A 21,968-nucleotide genomic window follows, 5' to 3' on the forward strand; every position below is an offset into this window, starting at 1 on the left:
TAAACCATGTGATGAGACTCGTACTTCCATCTTCGTAGCATACAGGCCTCGGACTCATTCATCCACGGGTAAACCCGTGGTGTTCTGTCGCTTCGCGACCGGTCACATAAAAAAGGGCCTGTATATCGACAGGCCCTTTTGTTTTTTCAATGCATTTTTATGGTTTGGGCATGAGCTGTAATAGCTTGCCATTGTCTTCATCGGTGATCACGTAAATCATCCCAGACGGCCCTACTTCAACATCGCGAATACGCTCGTTGCGATCTTTCAGGTATTCATGCTGTGCGCCTGGTTTGCCGTCTTTCATCTCTATTCGACGTAAATGACGGAACTTAAGAGCGCCTACCAATAAATCACCTTTCCACTCGCTAAATGGCCCGCCGGCGTAAAAGGTCATGCCGCTAGGCGCAATAGACGGGTCCCAATAAAGCACAGGTTGCTCCATGCCTTCCTGATGGGTTTTGTCTGAAATAATCTCGCCGTTGTAATCAATACCGTAGGTGATCACTGGCCAGCCATAGTTGTGGCCTTTCTTGAGTAAATTAACTTCATCACCGCCTTTAGGCCCATGTTCCATCGCCCAAACATCACCGGTTTCAGGGTGAACGGTTAAGCCTTGTACATTACGATGGCCATAAGTAAACACTTCTGGCGCTTTGCCATCCACAAACGGGTTATCGTCAGGCACGCTGCCATCAGACTTTATACGCACGACTTTGCCAAAGTGATTGTCGGTATTTTGTGCCTCTTTCATATACTTATATCGGTCACCTAGTGCCACATACAAGTTATTATTGGCGTCGAACGCGAGCCGACAACCAAAATGAAAGCCATTGTTTACCACTGAATCTGCGGTGAAGATCACGTCTACATTCTGTAACGCACTGCCATCAAAGGTCGCTTTAGCCACGGCGTTGCTGCTACCGCCTTCCGTCGGGCGTGAATAACAAAAATAAACCGTTTGGTTGCGCATGTAGGCAGGGTCGGCAATCACATCGAGTAAGCCTCCCTGATTCACAGCAGCAACAGCGGGTACATTTTTAATCGGCTCACTAAGGCCCGTAGCAAAAGAATAACGGCGGAGCTGCCCCTTGCGCTCAGTAATGAGCATGTCGCCTGTAGGTAAGAATGTCATCCCCCAAGGATGATCAAGCCCAGTAGCCAGTTCATTCACCATTACATCGTCGGCAAGGGCGCTTGTGCTCACGGTAGAAAGCGCGCACATGCTCAGCATGGCGCGCTTGAAAGTAGACATTGTCATTATTGTACCTGTGTTAGTCGAGTGCTTACTCGCCTAGCATAGCGCGAAGCATCCACGCTGTCTTCTCGTGAACGCGCATGCGATCGCCAATCAGGGCCGCACTTGATTCGTCGTCGGCGTCTTGTGCGGTTTTCAGTGCCGCACGACAAGTTTTTACCACTTGCTCATGACCGTGCGTGAGCAAACGTACCATTTCAGAAGCGGCCGGTACGCCGTCAACTTCTTCAATTGAGCTTAGTTCAGCAAACGCTTTATACGTTCCTGGCGCTGCAACACCCAAAGTACGAATACGCTCTGCAATATCGTCAACCGCCGTTGCTAATTCGGTGTAATGCTCTTCAAACATCAAATGCAATTCGCGGAACTGTGCACCCGTCACGTTCCAATGAAAATTGTGTGTTTGTAGGTAAAGCGTGTAAGAGTCAGCTAGCAACTTCTTTAAGCCGTCAGCGATTGCGTTTCTGTCTTCAGTTGCGATACCGATATCAATGGTACTCATTGTTGAACTCCTTACTTATTGAAATAAAAACTTACTGTTACTATGGAAATTGGCATCGATTGGATTACTTTTCAAGGGAACTGACTGTAAAAAATACAAATCGAGGCCATTCAAATCAATCTAAAAAAATCAATCAATGATGGGTATGCGCTTTCGCTTCCGCACTCACCATAACCGGAAATTGTTTTTGACTGCCATCATCTAGCGTTAACGTTAGTTCGAATACGTCACCTGCTTTCAACGGCGCTTTTAGCCCTATCAACATAACGTGATAACCACCGGGTTTAAATTCAAATTTCTGACTAGGATTAATCACTACGGGGGACGCAGCATGACGCATTTTCATGATATCGCCGTCGATTTCGGTGTAATGCATCTGCGCCGCAGCCGCCAACTCGGTACTGACCGACACGGCTGTAATAGCAATGGGAGATTCGTCTTGATTTACGAGAGTGAAATACACGGCTCCCGTAGTTGCCAATGCAAAGGTTTCGCGCGCATGAGCATTGGTCACATTGAGTTCGGCCGCATTCGCAAAGGGTGACAAGGGGGCAACGCACAGTAACAGAGCGGCCAAAACGCGCTTAATTGCCAATGTATGCCTCGTTTTTGCCATTGTGCATCCTCAGGAGGTTTTACAACATCATATAGCAAAAGCATCACCACAACATGTCATTGTTATGACGAATAAAGGATTACATGGGATAGATCAACGATGAGGAAGGAGAAATGGTGCCGACTGCCGGAATCGAACTGGCGACCTACTGATTACAAGTCAGTTGCTCTACCAACTGAGCTAAGTCGGCACACTATTTCGTGCTGCTGCGTTAACAGCGGCCGCCATTCTATGTTTTTGCGGCCACATGTCAAGCGCATAATTTAAGAAATTAAGCGCTTTTTAACTTTTTCGCTTCAACGAGCAGTTTTGGGAAGTATTCCGTTGGCAAATACGTTGCTAACTTGTCCATTTTTTCACCCAACTCGGCATACGTTGCGGCCGACAGGTTAATATGCCCCATTTTGCGTTTTTCACGTACTGACTTGCCGTACCAATGCAAATGGCACCCGGGAATGCCCAATAGGTCACGAGAAAAACTGCTACAACCAATCACATTGATCATCGCACTGGGTGAACGAGCAGTGGTATCGCCTAATGGTAACCCCACAATTGCACGTAAATGATTCTCAAACTGGCTGGTATCACTGCCGCTTAGTGTCCAATGGCCAGAGTTGTGAACTCGTGGTGCAAGTTCGTTAACCAACAACTCATCACCACATTGGAATAGCTCAACGGCGAGCACACCAACGTAATTCATGCCTTCAGCCAATGTGGTAAAGATGGCTTCTGCTTTTTGTTGCAGCACCTCATCCACATTCATTGCAGGAGCAACAGATACATGAAGTTGGCCTTGGTAATGCAGGTTTTCAGTGATCGGATAAACTCGCACTTCACCATTTTTACCGCGAATACCAATAACCGACACTTCACGGTCGAAGTTCAGCATTTTCTCAACCACAAGCGGAACACTAATCAGGTCAAGTGAAGCCTGTTGCTTTTTCAACTCATCTAGTTGAGCAATATCGGTTAAACGCCATTGACCATAGCCATCGTAACCATCACGGCTCGCTTTGAGTATAAGTTTGTCGCCTAACGCATCAACGCAAGCATCAAGTTCACTGAGATCAGTAACGATGCGGTGATCACAGTTAGCAATGTTGAGGCTGGTCAATAAACGTTTTTCACGTACCCGGTCGGCACCCACGAGGATCGAGTCGATGTCTGGGTGCAATTTACCGGTTTTTGCCGCTTGTTCGAGAAGGTGCTCAGGAACATGTTCGAATTCCACCGTGAGTACATCGGCAGATTCAATGGCCTGTGACAAAGCGGTATCCAAAGATTGCTTACTGACGGGGTGAACAACGGTTTCATTCGCTACGTCCACTGCCTGTACTTCAATACCTAATGGACTGCCCGCCAGATACATCATCTGGGCAAGCTGCCCTGCGCCATAGACCAAGACTCTCATTCATCAAGCTCCAAGTTCGCATTCGCCAACACGGTTTCAGTTTGCTCTTTGCGGAAAGCTTTTACCGCCTCGCGCACTTGCTCATCTTGTAAAGCAACCACTTGAGAAGCTAATAAACCTGCGTTTGCAGCACCAGCTTCACCAATTGCCAATGTACCTACTGCCACGCCTTTGGGCATCTGTACAATTGATAAGAGTGAATCTAGGCCATTTAGCGCGCGAGATTTTACCGGGCAACCAAATACGGGGAGGTGTGTGTGTGCTGCGATCATACCGGGTAAGTGGGCTGCGCCACCTGCTCCTGCGATAATCGCGCTAAAACCTTGCTCTTCGGCGGTTTCAGCAAACTCTACGAGTAGGTTTGGGGTTCGGTGAGCCGAGACCACTTTGGCTTCGAACTCTACGCCAAAACGTTTTAACATTTTAGCGGCTTCCTGCATGGTGGGCCAGTCAGAGGTTGACCCCATCACGATTGCGACTTTTGCCATTCTTTGCTCCGATTAGGATAAGCGTGAATTGTGTAAGCACCAGAAAGCGGGCGATTGTAGCTCAAAACGCCAACAAAGCCTATAAAAACCCGATTATACGCCACCTTCAGCGTAAACTTTGGCCCCTTAGACTAGTCGCAATCAGGTGTCATTCGTCCCAAAAATCACTTTTAACATTTACAAACATAAAAGAAGGATTATTATCAAATTAGTATTAATAAAACATAGACCGCTATGAATTCATTAACTTTTCGGCTTTTAGAAGTGTTTCAACACGTTGTTGACAGCGGCTCTGTTACCGCTGCATCAGCGGCACTTTCCCTTTCTCAACCGACCGTTTCGCTGCAACTAAAGAAGTTGTCCAGTATTGTAGGGTTACCGCTAATTGAGCATTCACAAGGCCAGATAGAGCTAACCGAAGCGGGTAAAGCCGTTTACCAATGTGCGCAAGAAGTATTAAGTTCACAAGATAAACTCAATAGTCACATTCGCGCGCTACAAGGTGTAGAGGTGGGCAGTCTTAAATTAGCGGTAGTAACCACGGCTAAATACGTTCTGCCGCCTTTGCTTAGCCCTTTTTGCCAATCACACCCGAATATTGATGTGCGGTTTACCGTCGGGAATAGAGCGCACATTTTAGATCGTCTCAATCACAACCGTGACGACCTGTATATATTTAGCTTGCCGCCGAGCGACCCAATCTATGAAGCCGTTCCTTTTACGTCTAATCGTTTGGTTGTCATTGCGCCCAACCATTATGACGGCCCCGACAATTGCACCTTAAAAGATCTCGCACATCAAAAGTTCTTGTTGCGAGAACAAGGCAGTGGCACCCGTCGTGCGCTGCAAGATTATTGTGATGAGAAAAATATCGAATTTGACAATGCCATGGTTATCGAGAGTAACGAAGCCATTCGCCTTGCAGTTGCGTCAGGATTAGGCTTGGCCATTTTATCGGAACACACACTCGCTCAAGCCGCTCCGAACAGTGTAAAAGTGCTCAACGTTGTCGATTTTCCGTTAATCACTCATTGGCATGTTGTCACCGTAAAACAACGGCCTATTAGCTTGGCCGCGCAAGCGTTTAGAGAGTCACTTATCAACCAGAAAACCATCAATGTGTCGGATTTACCGCATTCAATTGCTGGTAAATAGCGTCTACAAGATGGCCTTTGCGAATGGGCTTATTAAGATGTCCATTCATGCCTGCTTTTATCGATGCCTCTCGGTCTTCGGCAAAAGCATTTGCCGTTAGCGCAATAATGGGAATATTGGCAATGGCGTCATCTCGCTGACGAATGCGACGAGTGGCCTCTAAACCATCCATCACCGGCATTTGGCAATCCATCAAGATTACATCAATAGCAAACTTGTCCAGTACCGCGAGGGCATCTTTCCCGTTCCTCGCACGGATTGACTTCACCCTCAAGCTCGACAGCATATCAATAACAATCTCAGCATTAATATCGTTGTCTTCTACTAATAGCACTTTTAATCCTGCTGGCAGAGTCGTTTGCGGCAGCGTTAAATCTGACGTCTTCTTATCTGATATAGCCAAAGGCAATGAGAAAGAAAAGCAACTCCCTTCCCCGAGGCTACTGGTAACCTGAAGTTGCCCGCCCATCAGCTCTACTAACTTTTTCGAAATCGCCAAGCCAAGCCCGGTTCCCCCGAATAAGCGAGTTGTCGAACTATCTGCCTGTTCAAACTGCTCAAAAATATGGGCTTGCTGATGTTCGTGGATCCCGATACCCGTATCGATCACATCAACACATAATTGATTATCTTGATAATCTGCGCGTAATGTCACGCCGCCTTGTTGCGTAAACTTCACAGCATTACTCAACAAATTATTCAGTATCTGGCTCACTTTACCCGCATCACCTAATACGATTTCTGGCAGCTGTGGCGACAGTTCAATATCGAGGGTAATGTTTTTCCGAATGGCGGCGTGTTTATGAAGTTCATGCCCGGCTTTCAGTACACTGGCGACCGAAAAGGGCTGTACATCTAAGGACATTTTACCCGCTTCAATTTTCGACCAGTCGAGTATGCTGTCGAGAATCAATAACAGGCTCGATGCAGACTGCACAATAACGCCAACTTTAGACTCAACATCAGTTGGCAAAGATTTGTCGAGTAAGTTCTCGCATGTCCCGATAATCCCGTTCATTGGCGTACGAATTTCGTGAGACATATTTGCCAAGAATTGAGACTTCGCAATGCTGGCTGATTCAGCCTGCTCCAATGCATGAGCCAGCGACGCGGTTTTCTCTGCAACCCGTTCTGACAAACTTAAGTTCAGTCGTTCTAATGCTTGGTTCAATGCATTTTCTTTTTGTCGGGCTTCATGTAAATCGTGAAAAGCCCCCGTTAACCGATGCTGTAACTCTGAAAACTCTTCCATTAACGTGTCTATTTCACGTAGATGAATGGTACTTTCATGTTCGATCACAACCGATTTCGAAGTAACGGGGTCAAATGTGGAAAACTGCTGCATTAGGGCATAAATCGGCTTAGCCAAAATTAACGAAACCGCATGCCCAGCAACTAGCCCCACCAGCATGAGTGCAAATAAAATCATTAACGCCGTCATTAAATATTCGGCAATTAAAAGACTAAAGCGCTCATAATCGTAGAAAAGATTCACCGTCCAATTTGTTTCTGCCACGCGAACTTGCGCCATTAACCAACGTTTCCCATTGAACACGGCTTCACGCATACAGGCTCGTTGCATACAAACCCCAATATCGGGTTGCGACAGTGGCGCAAGTCCAAGAGTTTGAGAACTGTATATCACCCGACGGTTTTGATCTTGAATTAAGAGCGAGAAGCCATCTAAGTTTTGTCGCTCAAAAGCAAAAAAGCTCGACAGGCTCAACGACCCTTCGATTATCCCTTCGACTTCATTTTGCGCGTTAAACATAGGGGCAGATATAGCAACAATGGGGTCGTTCCCAAAACCTTGGCCCTGAAATACGTCAGAGATAAAAGCGCTTTTCGACGTCATCACCTCTGAAAAATAAGGTCGATGAGCCACATTAGAGCGGCCGAGCGATCTTGCTTTTTCGACCATACCTTGTGGATACGCGAAGGTGATCTCACCCTGCTTATCGGCGACTAGAAAAGTTAAATATTGCGGGTAGTTTTTCGCAAGATTTGTCAGTGCGGCTTCACTCATCGGTGAATGTGTTGGGTCAGTTAGCTGCAAACTCGAAATAAAGTTTGCCGAGGTATTCATTGCGCTTTGATGGTATGCCATAAAGCCATCGATTTGCTCTGTTAATACATTGGTGCGCTGCAACAAATAGCGATTGATTTGAGTAAACTGCTGGCTTTGAAAATGCCCAACGTAAATATAAGTCACTAATAACACAGCAAAGAAAAAAATAGCGGCGAAGAAATACTGTAATAACGACTGAATGCCAAACACAGGGATAATATTGTGCCGCCTAATTTCAGACACGGCCAAGTAACACAAATGCCCTGTAAGTACGGCAAATAACCCGCTGTTCCACGTTAGCGCAACCGCGGTGACTATGGGAGTAAAAGCCAGTACATTTGGGTCGTAATAATGTACCGCCAAACTCGGTACGGCCAACACACTCCACAACCCAATCCCCGTTTTTAACGGGCTAAATATATCTTTGTGTTGCGCGAATATGTTGATCAGTAAGGGCTGTAATATCAGCAGCACCACACCAAGCCAATCGGCGTGAACTTGCCACATCGGTAACGTAACAAAAACAGCCGCAATAACGGTATAAGGAAGCGTGTACGCCAGTGCAACCACAACGGCTGCGGTTGTGCCAAAAACCGTTAGCCCTTCACTGTGGAAAGGCCCCGGAAACATATTAACTAACGCACCAATAGCAGCTAACGTCAACGTGACAAAAAGCGGCGATAAACTCTTCTCTGACGTCACGAAAATCCCCGTTAAGCTGCTTTCAATACCAGTACACTATTGTGTGTGTTGTGCCATGTAGTCTAGCGTGAGGTTAGTTAGCACTCTCACACCCAATTTCATTCCCTCATCGTCAACGTAGAACTCTGGCGTGTGGTGTGCCGGAGAATCAGCTTCAGATACCGCTAAAGGTTTGCCACCTAACCACATAAACAGGCCTGGTACTTGTTCTTGGTAAAAAGCGAAATCTTCCGCTCCAGTGACAGGCTTAGATAAAATTGCCTTACCTTTACCGGTTGTGCGTTCAACGGTTGGCAACATTTGCGCCGTTAATTCGGGGTCGTTATAGGTTATCGGGTAATTGTAGTCTAAGGGAAGTGTTAATTCGGCTTCGGCTCTCATACTTTCGGCGATAGTTTTGACCTTTCTTTCCATCGCTTCATACACATGTTCTCTTGCCGCATGGTTAAGTGTGCGGATGGTGCCCACTAATTCCACCTTTTCGGGAATAATATTCGAACGGTTGCCGCCGTGGATAGAACCTATGGTCACCACTGCTGCGTCGTCGATCAGTTTCAGTTCGCGACTAACAATAGTTTGCAACGCCATGATCATTTGTGCCGCTGTGGTAATAGGATCTACGCTTTTCCAAGGGTACGCACCATGGGCTTGTTTACCGTGGATAACAATTTTGAATGGGTCTACCGCTGCCATCGTACCTCCGGCGTTATAGCGAATCGTCCCCACATCGGCATTTGAACTGATGTGCAAACCGAAAATCACATCAACATCAGGGTTTTTCAATACCCCTTCTTTAACCATCACTTCAGCACCGCCTTTCTCACCCGGAGGCGCGCCCTCTTCCGCGGGTTGAAAGATAAACTTCACTTTACCGTGTAGTTCACCTTTCATTTGGGTAAGCACTTTTGCCGCCCCCATTAACATTGCCATATGGGTATCATGACCACAGGCATGCATCACAGGTACTGTTTTACCATCGTATTCAGATGTTTGTTTAGAGGCCCAGTCTAAATCGACGCGTTCAGGAACCGGCAACGCATCCATGTCGGCACGTAACGCCACCGTTGGGCCAGGTTTACCGCTGTCTAATACCGCTACTACACCGGTTTTCGCCACACCGGTTGTTACTTCTAACCCTAATTCATTTAGGTACTTAGCCACATATTTCGCGGTATTGAATTCGCGATTCGACAATTCGGGGAATTCGTGAAAATGGTGACGCCATTTGATTACGTCAGGTTCAACCTGATCACTTAACTTATCGACAAGTGCGTCATTCGCCAACGCGAAGGTTGAACAAAAAAGAAGCGAGAGCAAACTCAAAGATGTGCGCATGTAAAGTATCCACTGTTATCGTTATTTTGTTTACAGTAGCGTACTTTGCGCCTGAAATAAAAAAAAACCGCTGCGCGTGAAAATCACGGCAGCGGTTTTCTCTAAGATGATGTTAATTATGACTTTTGACGCTTCATCGCATCAAAGAACTCATCGTTCGTCTTGGTCATAGACAACTTGTTGATCAAGAACTCCATGGCGTCAATTTCTGACATTTCATGAACGATCTTACGCAAGATCCACATTTTTTGTAGTTCGTCTTGAGCCGTTAATAGCTCTTCACGACGCGTACCAGAACGGTTGAAGTCGATAGCAGGGAATACACGTTTTTCTGCAATCTTACGATTGAGGTGTAATTCCATGTTACCTGTACCTTTGAATTCTTCGTAGATAACTTCGTCCATTTTAGAACCAGTATCGATAAGTGCAGTAGCAATAATAGTTAAACTACCACCCTCTTCAACGTTACGCGCAGCACCGAAGAAACGCTTAGGTTTGTGCAATGCGTTAGCGTCTACACCACCAGTAAGTACCTTACCTGACGAAGGAATAACGGTGTTGTAAGCTCGAGCCAGACGCGTGATTGAATCCAACAGGATAACCACGTCTTTTTTGTGCTCAACCAAACGCTTGGCTTTTTCAATTACCATTTCAGCAACTTGTACGTGACGGCTTGCCGGTTCATCAAAGGTTGATGCAACCACTTCACCACGCACCAAACGATGCATCTCAGTTACTTCTTCCGGGCGCTCATCGATAAGCAATACCATCAGTTCACACTCAGGGTGATTTGCTGCGATAGATTGCGCAATGTTTTGCAGTAGTAGAGTTTTACCCGCTTTTGGCGGAGCAACAATCAAACCACGTTGACCACGGCCAATAGGCGAAGCCAAGTCGAGTACACGTGCCGTAATATCTTCAGAAGAACCATTACCGCGCTCCATACGCAAACGTGAGTTTGCATGCAGTGGTGTTAAGTTTTCGAAGAGGATTTTGTTACGTGAGTTTTCTGGCTTGTCGAAGTTAACTTCGCGGATTTTTAGCAGGGCAAAATAACGTTCGCTGTCTTTAGGCGGACGAATTTTCCCGGCAATCGTATCACCGGTGCGTAAGTTAAAACGTCGAATTTGGCTCGGCGATACATAAATATCATCAGGTCCAGCAAGATACGAAGAATCTGCTGATCTTAAGAAGCCGAAGCCGTCCTGAAGGATTTCGAGTACACCATCACCAAAGATATCTTCGCCACTTTTCGCGTGTGCTTTCAAGATAGAGAAGATGATGTCTTGTTTTCTGGCACGTGCCATGTTTTCCAGGCCCATTTGCTCGGCCAGGCCAACCAATTCGCTAATTGGTTTATTCTTAAGTTCAGTTAAATTCATACTGGTGGGTCTTTGTTAGAAACTTGGTCTTTTCGGACTTATGTCTTTCAGTTAATTTGAACAGGGTTCGTTGGCCCGGTGCGGGCAAGTAAGAGTGTAGCTTGAACTAGCTCTTCCTACGTTAGCACCATAAACCATACTCGTCCAGCCTTTTCCCAGTGAATGTTAAAAATAATTACATTTACTCAGAATAATATCTATTTACATGCACACGACGCCACTTGCTCTTCGGTATCCAATGCGGCTTCTGTGTCGATAACACGCAATAATATTGCGTCATCGGCTGATAGCCCTTTGGGTACGGTGACTTTTACTTTATAACCACTTCCGGGCGCAACAACAAGCGGTTGCCCTTTTTCATCACACATATAATCCAATACCATCATAGCATTGCCTGTTGGTGTCATGACTTCAAGCTTATCGCCAATATTAAAGCGGTTTTTTACATCAACCAACCATTCTCCGTCAGCGTGAGCGCTAATCACTTCACCCACTAGCTGGTGCGTTGTGCATTCTGAACTACCTCGTTCGTATTGCTGATACGCATCGTGGCGATGGCGTTGTAAAAAACCGTCGGTATAACCGCGATTCGCCAAATGCCCGAGTTCATATGCCCATTCAGGATCATAGGGTAAGCCAGCAGCGGCCGCATCAATAGCTTTGCGATATACCTGTGCAGTACGAGCGCAGTAATAAAACGACTTAGTGCGCCCCTCTATTTTTAAAGAGTCGACACCAATTTGCGTTAATGCATGCACATGTTCAATGGCACACAAGTCTTTTGAATTCATAATGTAAGTGCCATGCTCATCTTCGAACACCGGCTGTTGTTCATGGGGCCGCATGGCTTCAGTCAGCAAGTAGGCGGCGTCAGTCGGGCCGCCCTGCCCTAATGTAGGCAGAGCATGATCAGGCACAAACTGCCCCACATCATCTTCTTTTGCTGGCTGCATGTCATATTGCCAGCGGCACGCGTTGGTACATGCCCCTTGGTTTGGATCGCGTTTATTGATATAGCCAGACAAAAGACAGCGCCCTGAATACGCCATGCACAACGCGCCATGAACAAACACTTCTAACTCAATATCAGGGCAACGCTGTCTAATTTCTTCTATTTCACTTAATCCTAGCTCACGAGACAAAATGACACGTTTGATCCCTTGTTGCTGCCAAAACTTTACCGTCGCCCAGTTAACCGCATTGGCTTGCACCGACAAGTGAATTGTCAATTCTGGAAATGCTTCACGTGCCATCATAATAAGCCCGGGATCAGACATGATCATGGCATCAGGTTTTAACTCTGCAACAGGTGTTAGATCGCGAATAAAGGTTTTTAGTTTACTGTTGTGCGGAGCAATATTGTTTACAACGTACAACTGCTTTCCCATGCTGCTGGTAATTTGTCGTGCTTCGCGCAATTTATCTATCGTAAATTCATTATTGCGTACGCGTAATGAATAACGAGGTTGGCCCGCATAAACTGCATCTGCGCCATAGGCGAAGGCATAGTGCATGTTTTTCAAAGTGCCCGCGGGCGATAAAAGCTCAGGCTTTTGCATGGATGTGATGTTTCCGGTTTTGATAAAAACCGAAATTGTAAGCAAGGGCGCCGCGTGTTTTATTAATCGAGATCAACTGAAACAAAAAAAGCAGGCATGTGGGTGTGCCTGCTTAAACCACGATTAATCAAACGAGGTATAAAAACTTAATCATCTTTCCACTGTTGATTCCATCCATCGTGACAGCTCCATTGAATAATACTGTCACCATTATTCGTACCTTGGGCATTCACATCGATACATTTACCCGTGGCACGTGAGCGCAAGCGATAAAATCCATCACCCATGTCTTCTTTTAAGAATTGTTGGTTATAAGAAGATTTACACGACCATTGAATAACATTGGCGCCGTCGGCAGAGCTCGCTCCTTCTACATCTAAACACAGGCCGCTGTGTTGCACTTTAAGTTGTACATAGCCATCGCCAGTGCTGATTTGCTCCCATTGTTGATTCGCATTGTTGTGACACGTCCACTGCAGAATGTCTTCACCGTTCGCTAAACGCGCACCATTCACATCAATACAACGGTCGCTGATACGCGAGCGAATTCTGCTGGTATAAGAAGCTGTATCAATAAACGCGTCTAACGCGCCGGTAGGTCTACCAGTATTCGGGTTCCATGCCCCTAGCGTATAACCATTGAAATTCTGTGCTTGCGGCTCCCAATAGAAAATACCCAATGACCGCCCATCAGTGACCGTCTCAAGTTTATCTATCATGTCTTTAACAATGCCTTCAGCGTCAGCGTTATCCCAAGGCACCCCAATTTCGGTGATCATCACATCTTTGTTGTAACGAGTAACCATGTCATTCAAGTTACTCAAGCACTCTGAATTGACGGTTTGCCAGCTTGAGCCAGAAACATTAGTTGGGTAATTCGACGCCCCAATCACATCGTATTTTCCGCCATTGGCATTTAAGCCATCAAAGATCCAACGAAAATTCGCGTTGTCGTGACAGTTCGCTAGGTGCACAATCACTTTAGTGTCGGGAAACACTTCTTTGGCTGCATCGTGGCCCGAATTCACCAGCCATGTAAAAGCTTGCATATTCTCAGAGGCTTTGCCTTCGTCCCATAGCATACCGTTATTTGTTTCGTTACCAATTTGCACCCATTCAGGGGTGACGCCAGCATTTTTTACTGCATTCAGTGCATCGTAAGTATGCCACCACACCGATGACATCAAGCCATCGAGATCATAGCCGGCCCACGCTGCTGGTTTGGTTTGATGACCCGGATCTGCCCAAGTATCACTGTAATGAAAGTCGATCATCACACGCATGCCTGCGTTGTTCGCACGCACGGCTTTGTCTACAACATCGTCAATGCTGCTATACCATCCGTCAGCGGGATTCACCCAAACCCGCAGTCGAATGGCATCAAAGTCATGATCTTGCAAAATGCTAATCACATCTTGCTCAACGCCATTATCGTTATAAAACTGAAAACCGTTGGCTTCCATTTCAGTGATCCAACTAATATCCGCCCCTTTCGCATTAGCCCATGCATAAGTTGACGATAACAATGTGGTTGCACCCAATACACCCATTAAAAATGGTTTCATTTTCTTGCCCCTGTGTCCTGCGAATCAATGTTCACAATATTTTTACAACACAAGGGTAAACGTTTTCAACAAATTTCGTTAAAATTTAGTAAAAACCAATCTAAAGTCTAAATAAATCGCAGTCTGAACAGGGAAAACGATTACTTAAAATAAAATGATAACTGGCGTAAAGCTACGAAAAAGACGTTACATTTAGTTTTCATATTAACAATGTACGCAGAATAACGACTGAATGAAGAAGGGAAGTCTGAGGGAAGTGAGTAACACGAGGCAAAAAAATAGCCCCTCAATGAGGGGCTATTTATACAATCCGTTTACTGTCTAGTTAGGTGGCTAACGACGGAAAATAATTATAGGCTATCGTTCAAAAACTCAATTAATTGAGTTTTTGACAAGGCACCAACTTTAGTTGCTGCAACGTTACCGCCTTTGAAAAGAAGTAGCGTAGGAATACCACGGATACCATATTTTGGCGGAGTTTCATTATTTTCATCGACATTCAACTTGCCAACTGTTAATTTGCCATCAAACTCGGTCGCAATCTCTTCTAAGATTGGCGCGATCATTTTACAAGGGCCACACCATTCAGCCCAGAAGTCAACCAGCACAGGACCGTCAGCATTGATTACATCTGCTTCGAACTTATCGTCAGTTAACTGGATAATTTTGTCGCTCATTCTTGTCTCCATTTTTGGTCTGTCGCTGATTTGTCTCAGCTCTACCATAAGTGTTATATAGAATCTGTTTTTTAATGCAAGCACTGATAAGCTATAAGCTATGCAAACAACTCACTTAACCGAAACTTATTTTTCAGACCTGCCAGTCAATCCCAAAGTGATTGAAGCTCTTAAGGCAGCCAACTTTACTCATTGTACGCCTATTCAAGCGCTGAGTCTTCCTCCTGCATTAGAAGGACTCGATGTTGCTGGCCAAGCCCAAACGGGTACGGGCAAAACGATTGCCTTTCTTGTTGCCACCTTCCATCACTTACTCAGTCGCGCCGAAAAAAGTTCACCTAAAAAAGGGCCCAGAGCCATTATTATGGCACCTACCCGTGAACTAGCGGTACAAATTTATAATGACGCCGAATTGCTTAGTAAGCACTCTGGACTATCACTTGGCCTCATATATGGGGGCGAGGGTTATGAAAGTCAACGCCAAGCTTTGCAAGATGGTGTAGATATTATTATTGGTACTACTGGGCGTATCCTCGACTATTACAAACAAGGTATCTTTTCTTTAGATAATATCCAGGTAGCCGTACTTGATGAAGCGGATCGTATGTTCGACCTTGGCTTTATTAAAGATATTCGCTTCTTGTTCCGTCGTATGCCCGCGCCGACTGAGCGTTTAAGCTTACTGTTCTCAGCAACCTTAAGCTACCGCGTACAAGAACTTGCTTACGAGCACATGAACAACCCTACTCACGTTCAAGTAGAGCCACAGCAAAAAACCGCTAGCCGTGTAAAAGAAGAATTATTCTATCCTTCAGATGACGACAAAATGAAATTGTTGCTGACTCTGATGGAAGAAGAATGGCCAGAGAAAGCCATTGTGTTTGCCAACACCAAATACGGCTGTGAGAATGTCACAGCATGGTTAGCCGCCGATGGCCACCGTGTGGGTCTGCTAAGTGGTGATGTGCCTCAGAAGAAGCGTTTAGGCATTCTGGAAGACTTTACTAAAGGCAATCTCGATATTCTTGTGGCCACAGACGTTGCCGCTCGCGGTTTGCACATTGATGAAGTGACGCATGTATTCAACTACGACTTACCTGATGACGCTGAAGATTACGTGCACCGTATTGGCCGTACCGGGCGCGCAGGCCGAAGCGGGCATGCAATTAGCTTTGCGTGTGAAAAATACGCATTGAATCTGCCTCCTATCGAAGCGTACATTGCCCATACTATTCCGGTGACCGAATATGACCGCACTGCGTTGTTGGACGATGTGCAAGCACCTCGCCCTCGTCAACGTCGTCGCAATACGCGCCCATCGAACCGCCGTGGTAATAACAACAATAAACCACGCAATAAACAAGGCAGTAATTAAGCAGCAATTATGACACAAGCTCCTCTCACGCAACCCCAGTCGTTTTCTTACGCCGAACCCTATGGTGAGCCTTATGGCGAATACTACGCCGCTATAGACCTTGGCTCGAATAGCTTCCACATGGTGATTGTGCACGTGGTTAACGGCAGCGTGCAGATCATCGGGAAAGTAAAACAAAAAGTCCGCTTGGCAGCTGGATTGAACGATGAAATGGAATTGGATGAAGAGAGTATGGAGCGCGGTTGGAGTTGCTTGCAAACCTTTGCAGAACGCTTGCAAGACATTCCCCGCTCTAACGTTAAAGTGGTGGCTACTGCCACCTTGCGCCTTGCCACTAACGCCCAAGTTTTTATTAATAAAGCCGAGCAGATCCTGAGCCACAAATTACATGTGATCAGTGGCGAAGAAGAAGCCCGACAGATCTATTTGGGTGTCGCGTATACATCAGCTAATCAAGGCAACTCTCTGGTCATCGATATTGGTGGCGCGAGTACAGAGATTATTATCGGCAACGATATGCAGCCCATTCACCTCGTGAGTTTAGACATGGGGTGTGTCACCTTTATGGAGCGTTACTTCAAAGGTGGCGTGTTGTCAGCAGAGAATTTTGCCAATGCGAAAGCCGCGGCCTACGCTTTGCTCGCACCGGTAGAAGATGCGTTTTTGTGTTTTGATTGGCAAAATTGTTTAGGCGCCTCTGGTACACCACAAGCCATTACAGAAATACTGGTAAAGCAAGAAATCAGCGATGCGATCAGGCTCGATTATCTGAAAAATCTTGAGCAGCAGTGTATCGATTGCGCCGCTATCGACAAATTGGCCATTGAAGGCCTTGAGCCCAATAGACAGCCTATTTTCCCCAGCGGCCTTGCCATTCTGATTGCGCTGTTTGAGCGCTTGCAAATTCGCACGATGAATATTTCTGGTGGCGCTCTGCGAGAGGGATTAATTTATGGCATGTTAGACAACTTGCCAGAAAATGACCGACGCCAACAAACATTAAACCAAACCATGCAACGCTATCACATTGATAAAAAGCACGCTTATATCGTGCAAAGCATGGCGATTAGTTTATGTAGGCAAATGTGCGAACAGCAGAATATTTGTCACCTAGACACCGAAACTGTATTAGGGGCAGCAGCGGCACTGCATGAAATAGGCCTGCACATCGAATATAAAAAGCACCATGAGCACGGTGCCTATATTCTGAATCATATTGAGCTTCCGGGCTTTACCCGTTTACAACGCGCGGCCATCCGAGATTTAGTTAAATCTCACCGACTCAAGCCTGACCTGTCCATTTTCGACCACTATCACGAAGATGTGAAACCCATGCTGCTGAGCTTAGTGAGAATACTGCGACTTTCAGTGGTGATTTGTATTCGTCGCCAAGTGAATGAAGTGCCACCCGTTTCCATTGCGATTGACGGTGACCATTGGTTACTCACCTTCCCAGAAAACTGGTTGAAAACACACCCTCTGTTAAATGCAGAATTGGTCAACGAGACGTGGTTGCAACATCGCGCCGGTTGGCACCTTGAGTGTGTATAACAAGTACTGGTATTTTTATAGTGAAAGGCCTTCTCTACGAAGGCCTTTTTGATCAATTTATTGTTCGAGTAACGCGATGGCGTCGGGCGCAAAATAAGTCAAAATGCCATCAGCACCTGCGCGTTTGAACGCTAACAAAGATTCAAGAATCACCGCATCTTTATTCAGCCAGCCGTTAGCAAACGCAGCTTGGTGCATCGCGTACTCGCCACTAACTTGGTAGACAAAGGTTGGCGCTTTCAGCTCGTGCTTACAACGACGCACAATATCCAGATACGGCATACCTGGCTTCACCATCACCATATCCGCCCCTTCTTGCAAATCCAACGCAATTTCAGTCATTGCTTCGTCAGTATTCGCAGGGTTCATCTGATAAGTCTTTTTGTCTCCACCTTTTATGTTAGCCGCCGAACCAACTGCGTCACGAAATGGTCCGTAATAGGCCGATGCGTATTTTGCCGAATACGCCATAATGCAGGTGTTAATAAAGCCTTTGCGTTCTAGTTCCTGACGGATTGCGCCAATGCGCCCGTCCATCATGTCGGAAGGAGCAACAATATCCACACCCGCTTCGGCATGAGAGAGTGCTTGCTTGATAAGTACGTCGACGGTTTCGTCATTCATGACATAACCCGACTCATCAATCAGTCCATCTTGACCATGAGAGGTAAATGGGTCGAGCGCCACATCAGACATCACCATCACATGTGGAAAGGCCTGTTTTATCGCACGAATTGCTTGTTGCGCAATTCCCTGTGAATCATAAGCCGCCTCAGCAAGCAGCGATTTATGCTCCATTGGCGTCACAGGAAAAATAGCAACGGCAGGTAAACCCTTTTTGATTAATGGCTCTAATGCAGGTAATAACAAATCAATCGACAACCGCTCTACACCGGGCATTGAAGTTACTTGTTCTCTTTGATTTGTCCCCGGTAAAACAAAAACCGGATAAATGAGATCGTTCACAGTTAAACGATGTTCTTGCACCATATCACGAAGTGCTTGAGTAGCACGAAGACGGCGTAAACGCGTAGACGGAAAAGCAGCGTTATGCATTTTCTATATCCTGTAGAGTTGAGGCTTTCACTTGATTTCGCCCAGCCTGTTTAGCGGCATATAAAAGCTTATCAGCTTGCTGAAAAAGGAGTTTTTCTTGGTCTTCAAACGCCATCACAGCGCTGGCAACCCCTGCGCTAATTGTCATGTGAATTTCATGTCCTTCAGCTAATACAGGCGTTTTTTCAACGGTTTCCCGAATCGCTTCAATTAACTGCTGAGCACCATCAAGTTCTGTGTTTGGCAATATAATACCAAATTCTTCCCCGCCATATCGACAGACGTCATCGGACGGACGCTTCAACATATCGCGTAATACAGTCGCTACATGTTGAATGCAGGCGTCGCCCACAAGGTGCCCATAGGTATCGTTAATTTGTTTAAAATTGTCTAGGTCTACCACTGCCAAAGACAAGGCAGTTTGCTCCCTGCGGCTTCTGCGCCCCTCAGCAAGCAAACGTTTATCAAAATGACGGCGGTTGCGAATGCCGGTTAGTGGGTCGATGGTGTTGAGCTTTTCTAGCTCTTGGTTCGCTTCTGACAGCTCGCGTAAGGTGATTTCCAGTTCTAATGTACGCTCGCCCACTTTGTACTCAAGCTCTTCTTGAGTACGCTGCTTCATTTCAATTAACTCTTCTTTTGCAGCCACCGCCGACTTTTCCAATTCCAGTGCTTGGGCTTGCGCATCTAACATTTCTTTTTGTTGGCGGCTAAAACTCAAAGCCAGCACGATGGCCAACAACAAGGTTTCAACCGTTGCGCCGTACATCAACATAAAACTCGATGATACATTCACCTGAATAAAATGCAGATGATCAAGCGCCGCAAACAACACACTAGAAAACAAGACAATCCATGCGGCGGTGTAATACCGAGCAATCATGACACCGTGAAACGCCAGCCACACGCTCACGCCCACAACGAACAGCACCTTGAAACTCAATATCACTAAAAACGCTTTGATCATAAGAGTGTAGGGCAACACAAAACTGGCGAAAAAGCTCACCCCAAACAAGGTGATAAAACACACAAACACTTTGCGAATAAGGTGATGTTGTTTACCGATGTCGAGCAAATAATAGGTAAATATGACGGCAAAGAAGGTAGCTGCATTGGCTAAAATAGCGATGGCGGTAGATTGAAACCAAGGAGATTCAGGCCACAAATACTTATACGCCACACCTGTCAACGCTGCTAACGTACCTGCGAGAAACAACACATATGCTGAATAAACAACAAAAATGGGTCTGCGAGTTGTAATAAAGAAAAAGAAATTGTTCAGGCCCATGGTCAACAAGATACCAAAGAACACTCCCATCATCAGTGTACGGTCACTAACCTGCGCCATGAAGTCATGTTTAGACATCACACTAATGGGTAACTTAAGCGTGCCTTTGGTCTCAACTCGCATCACAACAGTCTGTGGAATCGTATCGGTAACCGGCATAGCAAAAGTAATGGCCTGAATATCCCGTTGCGTAAAAGGAAAGCTATCTCCCATCTGTCGGTGTCGCAACGGCTTGCCTGTTGTGGGGTCTATCAACCAAATGTCTAATTGGTCCAGTAAAGGATAATCAACTTCGAGTATCCACTTCTGCTGAGGTGGAATAGGCACATCTAGCGTAAACTTCACCCATTGTGGTGCTAACCCCATCCCTAAACCGGTGTTAATCGCTTCAGTGCGCCACATTGAACTCGGAAGTGCCATCACCTCGGCGACAGACAAAAGATGTTCACCTTCTTCAAGAATGTCGGCTTGTTGGATTGTATATATTTGATTGGGCGGCGGTCTGGTACTAAAAATGAAGAGCAGTAATGCCACCGCAATAAATACACTGACTCCAAGTAGCCAGTTGTCACTGCGGCGTAAAAATAAGGCATAAGACTGCATTAGCGCTAACCTAGTCTAACAATTTGAATAGTTTACCTGTATTAGCATAACTGACCTGACTGAGAGTGGTAGCCGAAATTTGCAATAAATTTGCTAACTCCTGACCGATGTGAGGTAAATATGCAGGTAGATTGTCTTTCTTACGGGGTCGTAACGTCTTGGGAAACAAATAAGGCGCGTCGGTTTCTAACACAAGGCGTTCTAGAGGCAAAGTAGTCACGGCTTCGCGCAGCGCATCCCCTCTTTTAGGGTCGCACACCCAGCCTGTAACCCCTATGTACAAGCCCATTTCGAGATACGTGTGCATCTGCTCTGGTGTACCGGTAAAACAATGGGCAATGCCACCCGCGAGCTTATCACTCACAGCGTCTAAACAGGCAACTTGCTGTTCAAACGCATCACGTTCATGAAGGTATACAGGTAAACCAAGTTCACCAGCCAGAGCGAGTTGTTTTTCAAAGACCTGTATTTGAACGGGCTGAGGAGAAAAATTGCGATTAAAATCAAGCCCACACTCGCCAATTGCCACCACACCATCAGACTCAGCCGCTTGACGTAACTGTGCCCAGTGCGCATCTTCAACGAGTTTTGCACAATGGGGATGAACCCCAACCGTGTAACACACATGCTCTGGGAAGCGCTCGTACCAACGCTTAGCCGCTTCCCACTCACTGGGTTGAGACGTGATGATACAGAGTTTATCAACCCCAGCCTCAATGGCAGCATGCAGAGTTGACTCGTCATTAAGGCGCGGATCTAATAAGTTAACGCCAGCATCAAACCATTTCATTACTCTACGCGCTTGACCTTCATGCGGCGGTTTAAGTCGTCTCGACTCAAATAAAACGCGTTCAATACACCGCGTTCAATATAGATGCGTTGGCCAACTTTCACCTTTAAACGGTCATTCCCCGTTTGACGCCACACGCCGCCGTTTTCCAACGTAATGACGTAGCGGTCGTAACGCCCTTTTTCAACTTTAGCCACAACGCTGTAGATTTTGTCTATCTCTTCAGCGGGCGTTTTGGCTTCTAGACCAAACTCTTGTTCAGGCGACAATACCGGGCTGTTTTGTGTGTTCGTAGTAGGAGGTACTGTTGCGGGTAAAGTAACAGCAGTTTGTGATTTAGAAGTGGCTGAGGGCGCAGCAGCCACACTTGGCTGAACCGTTTCACGGGGCTGTACACTTGTATCTAAGCCTGAATATTGGTTTATTGATTTAACGACGTTGTCATAACACACCAATCGCTGCAGGCTGTTACTCTCTTCACTACACTGCTTTAGTGCAACACCAATTGTTTCCGCATGGGCGGTCATGGCGCTTAGCCCAACGACAAAACAAAAAAGAGAAACCACTGTAGACTTCATATGAGTTCC

At 46.1% G+C, this 21,968-nt stretch carries 18 protein-coding genes and 1 tRNA gene; 3 read left to right on the top strand and 16 right to left on the bottom strand.

Features of this window, described 5'->3' with window-relative positions:
- Positions 1-157 precede the first annotated feature (157 nt).
- The 6 genes from ACXAH6_RS02440 to purE form a co-directional block, all read right to left on the bottom strand.
- Positions 158-1,255, bottom strand: a complete 1,098-nt coding sequence (locus ACXAH6_RS02440) for a PQQ-dependent sugar dehydrogenase (RefSeq protein ID WP_474875324.1) — start codon at positions 1,253-1,255, stop codon at positions 158-160.
- A gap of 31 nt (positions 1,256-1,286) precedes the next feature.
- A complete protein-coding gene (locus ACXAH6_RS02445; RefSeq protein ID WP_474875042.1) occupies positions 1,287-1,760 on the bottom strand; it encodes a Dps family protein in 474 nt (157 codons plus the stop codon).
- Positions 1,761-1,893: 133 nt separating this feature from the next.
- Positions 1,894-2,376 (bottom strand): copper chaperone PCu(A)C, encoded by a 483-nt coding sequence (locus ACXAH6_RS02450; RefSeq protein WP_474875043.1) that lies wholly within the window; start codon positions 2,374-2,376, stop codon positions 1,894-1,896.
- 114 nt (positions 2,377-2,490) lie between these two features.
- Positions 2,491-2,566: transfer RNA gene (locus ACXAH6_RS02455), tRNA-Thr, on the bottom strand.
- An 81-nt stretch (positions 2,567-2,647) separates the two neighbouring features.
- On the bottom strand, positions 2,648-3,787 hold the full coding sequence (locus ACXAH6_RS02460; RefSeq protein ID WP_474875044.1) for a 5-(carboxyamino)imidazole ribonucleotide synthase: 1,140 nt from the start codon (positions 3,785-3,787) through the stop codon (positions 2,648-2,650).
- Positions 3,784-4,275, bottom strand: coding sequence for a 5-(carboxyamino)imidazole ribonucleotide mutase (purE, locus tag ACXAH6_RS02465; RefSeq protein WP_474875045.1), 492 nt, complete (start codon positions 4,273-4,275; stop codon positions 3,784-3,786). Before purE ends, ACXAH6_RS02460 begins: the two co-directional genes overlap by 4 nt.
- Before the next feature lie 234 nt (positions 4,276-4,509).
- Here purE and ACXAH6_RS02470 point away from each other — a divergent pair, with 234 nt between their 5' ends.
- Complete coding sequence (locus tag ACXAH6_RS02470) at positions 4,510-5,430, top strand: LysR family transcriptional regulator (RefSeq protein WP_474875046.1); 921 nt, start codon at positions 4,510-4,512, stop codon at positions 5,428-5,430.
- Here ACXAH6_RS02470 and ACXAH6_RS02475 read toward each other — a convergent pair.
- From ACXAH6_RS02475 to trxA, 6 genes are all read right to left on the bottom strand, one after another.
- The gene (locus tag ACXAH6_RS02475; RefSeq protein WP_474875047.1) at positions 5,390-8,200 is read right to left on the bottom strand and encodes a hybrid sensor histidine kinase/response regulator; all 2,811 of its coding nucleotides are present in this window, start codon (positions 8,198-8,200) and stop codon (positions 5,390-5,392) included. The genes ACXAH6_RS02470 and ACXAH6_RS02475 overlap by 41 nt on opposite strands.
- Before the next feature lie 36 nt (positions 8,201-8,236).
- A complete protein-coding gene (locus ACXAH6_RS02480) occupies positions 8,237-9,535 on the bottom strand; it encodes an amidohydrolase (RefSeq protein ID WP_474875048.1) in 1,299 nt (432 codons plus the stop codon).
- 116 nt (positions 9,536-9,651) lie between these two features.
- Positions 9,652-10,917 (bottom strand): transcription termination factor Rho, encoded by a 1,266-nt coding sequence (gene rho, locus ACXAH6_RS02485; protein WP_474875049.1) that lies wholly within the window; start codon positions 10,915-10,917, stop codon positions 9,652-9,654.
- Positions 10,918-11,114: 197 nt separating this feature from the next.
- Entirely contained in the window at positions 11,115-12,476 is a 1,362-nt protein-coding gene (trhP, locus tag ACXAH6_RS02490; protein ID WP_474875050.1) for a prephenate-dependent tRNA uridine(34) hydroxylase TrhP, read from the bottom strand.
- 146 nt (positions 12,477-12,622) lie between these two features.
- A complete protein-coding gene (locus tag ACXAH6_RS02495) occupies positions 12,623-14,041 on the bottom strand; it encodes a glycosyl hydrolase 53 family protein (protein ID WP_474875051.1) in 1,419 nt (472 codons plus the stop codon).
- Between the two features lie 350 nt (positions 14,042-14,391).
- On the bottom strand, positions 14,392-14,718 hold the full coding sequence (gene trxA, locus ACXAH6_RS02500; RefSeq protein ID WP_474875052.1) for a thioredoxin TrxA: 327 nt from the start codon (positions 14,716-14,718) through the stop codon (positions 14,392-14,394).
- 100 nt (positions 14,719-14,818) lie between these two features.
- On the opposite strand from trxA, the gene rhlB reads away from it, so the two are divergent.
- On the top strand, positions 14,819-16,093 hold the full coding sequence (gene rhlB, locus ACXAH6_RS02505; RefSeq protein ID WP_474875053.1) for an ATP-dependent RNA helicase RhlB: 1,275 nt from the start codon (positions 14,819-14,821) through the stop codon (positions 16,091-16,093).
- Positions 16,094-16,102: 9 nt separating this feature from the next.
- Positions 16,103-17,644, top strand: a complete 1,542-nt coding sequence (locus tag ACXAH6_RS02510; protein WP_474875054.1) for a Ppx/GppA phosphatase family protein — start codon at positions 16,103-16,105, stop codon at positions 17,642-17,644.
- Positions 17,645-17,701: 57 nt separating this feature from the next.
- Here ACXAH6_RS02510 and hemB read toward each other — a convergent pair whose 3' ends face one another.
- The 4 genes from hemB to ACXAH6_RS02530 are packed head-to-tail and all read right to left on the bottom strand — an operon-like array spanning position 17,702 to position 21,959.
- Positions 17,702-18,700 carry a porphobilinogen synthase gene (gene hemB / locus ACXAH6_RS02515; RefSeq protein WP_474875055.1) on the bottom strand — a complete coding sequence of 333 codons (999 nt, stop codon included), beginning with the start codon at positions 18,698-18,700 and terminating at the stop codon, positions 17,702-17,704.
- Entirely contained in the window at positions 18,693-20,591 is a 1,899-nt protein-coding gene (locus tag ACXAH6_RS02520) for a sensor domain-containing diguanylate cyclase (RefSeq protein ID WP_474875056.1), read from the bottom strand. The genes hemB and ACXAH6_RS02520 overlap by 8 nt, the downstream gene beginning before the upstream one ends.
- 10 nt (positions 20,592-20,601) lie before the next feature.
- A complete protein-coding gene (locus tag ACXAH6_RS02525; protein ID WP_474875057.1) occupies positions 20,602-21,381 on the bottom strand; it encodes a TatD family hydrolase in 780 nt (259 codons plus the stop codon).
- Positions 21,381-21,959 (bottom strand): hypothetical protein, encoded by a 579-nt coding sequence (locus tag ACXAH6_RS02530; protein WP_474875058.1) that lies wholly within the window; start codon positions 21,957-21,959, stop codon positions 21,381-21,383. The genes ACXAH6_RS02525 and ACXAH6_RS02530 overlap by 1 nt, the downstream gene beginning before the upstream one ends.
- Between the last annotated feature and the right edge of the window lie 9 nt (positions 21,960-21,968).

It is taken from the genome of Alteromonas sp. ABE4_545 (assembly GCF_056161325.1).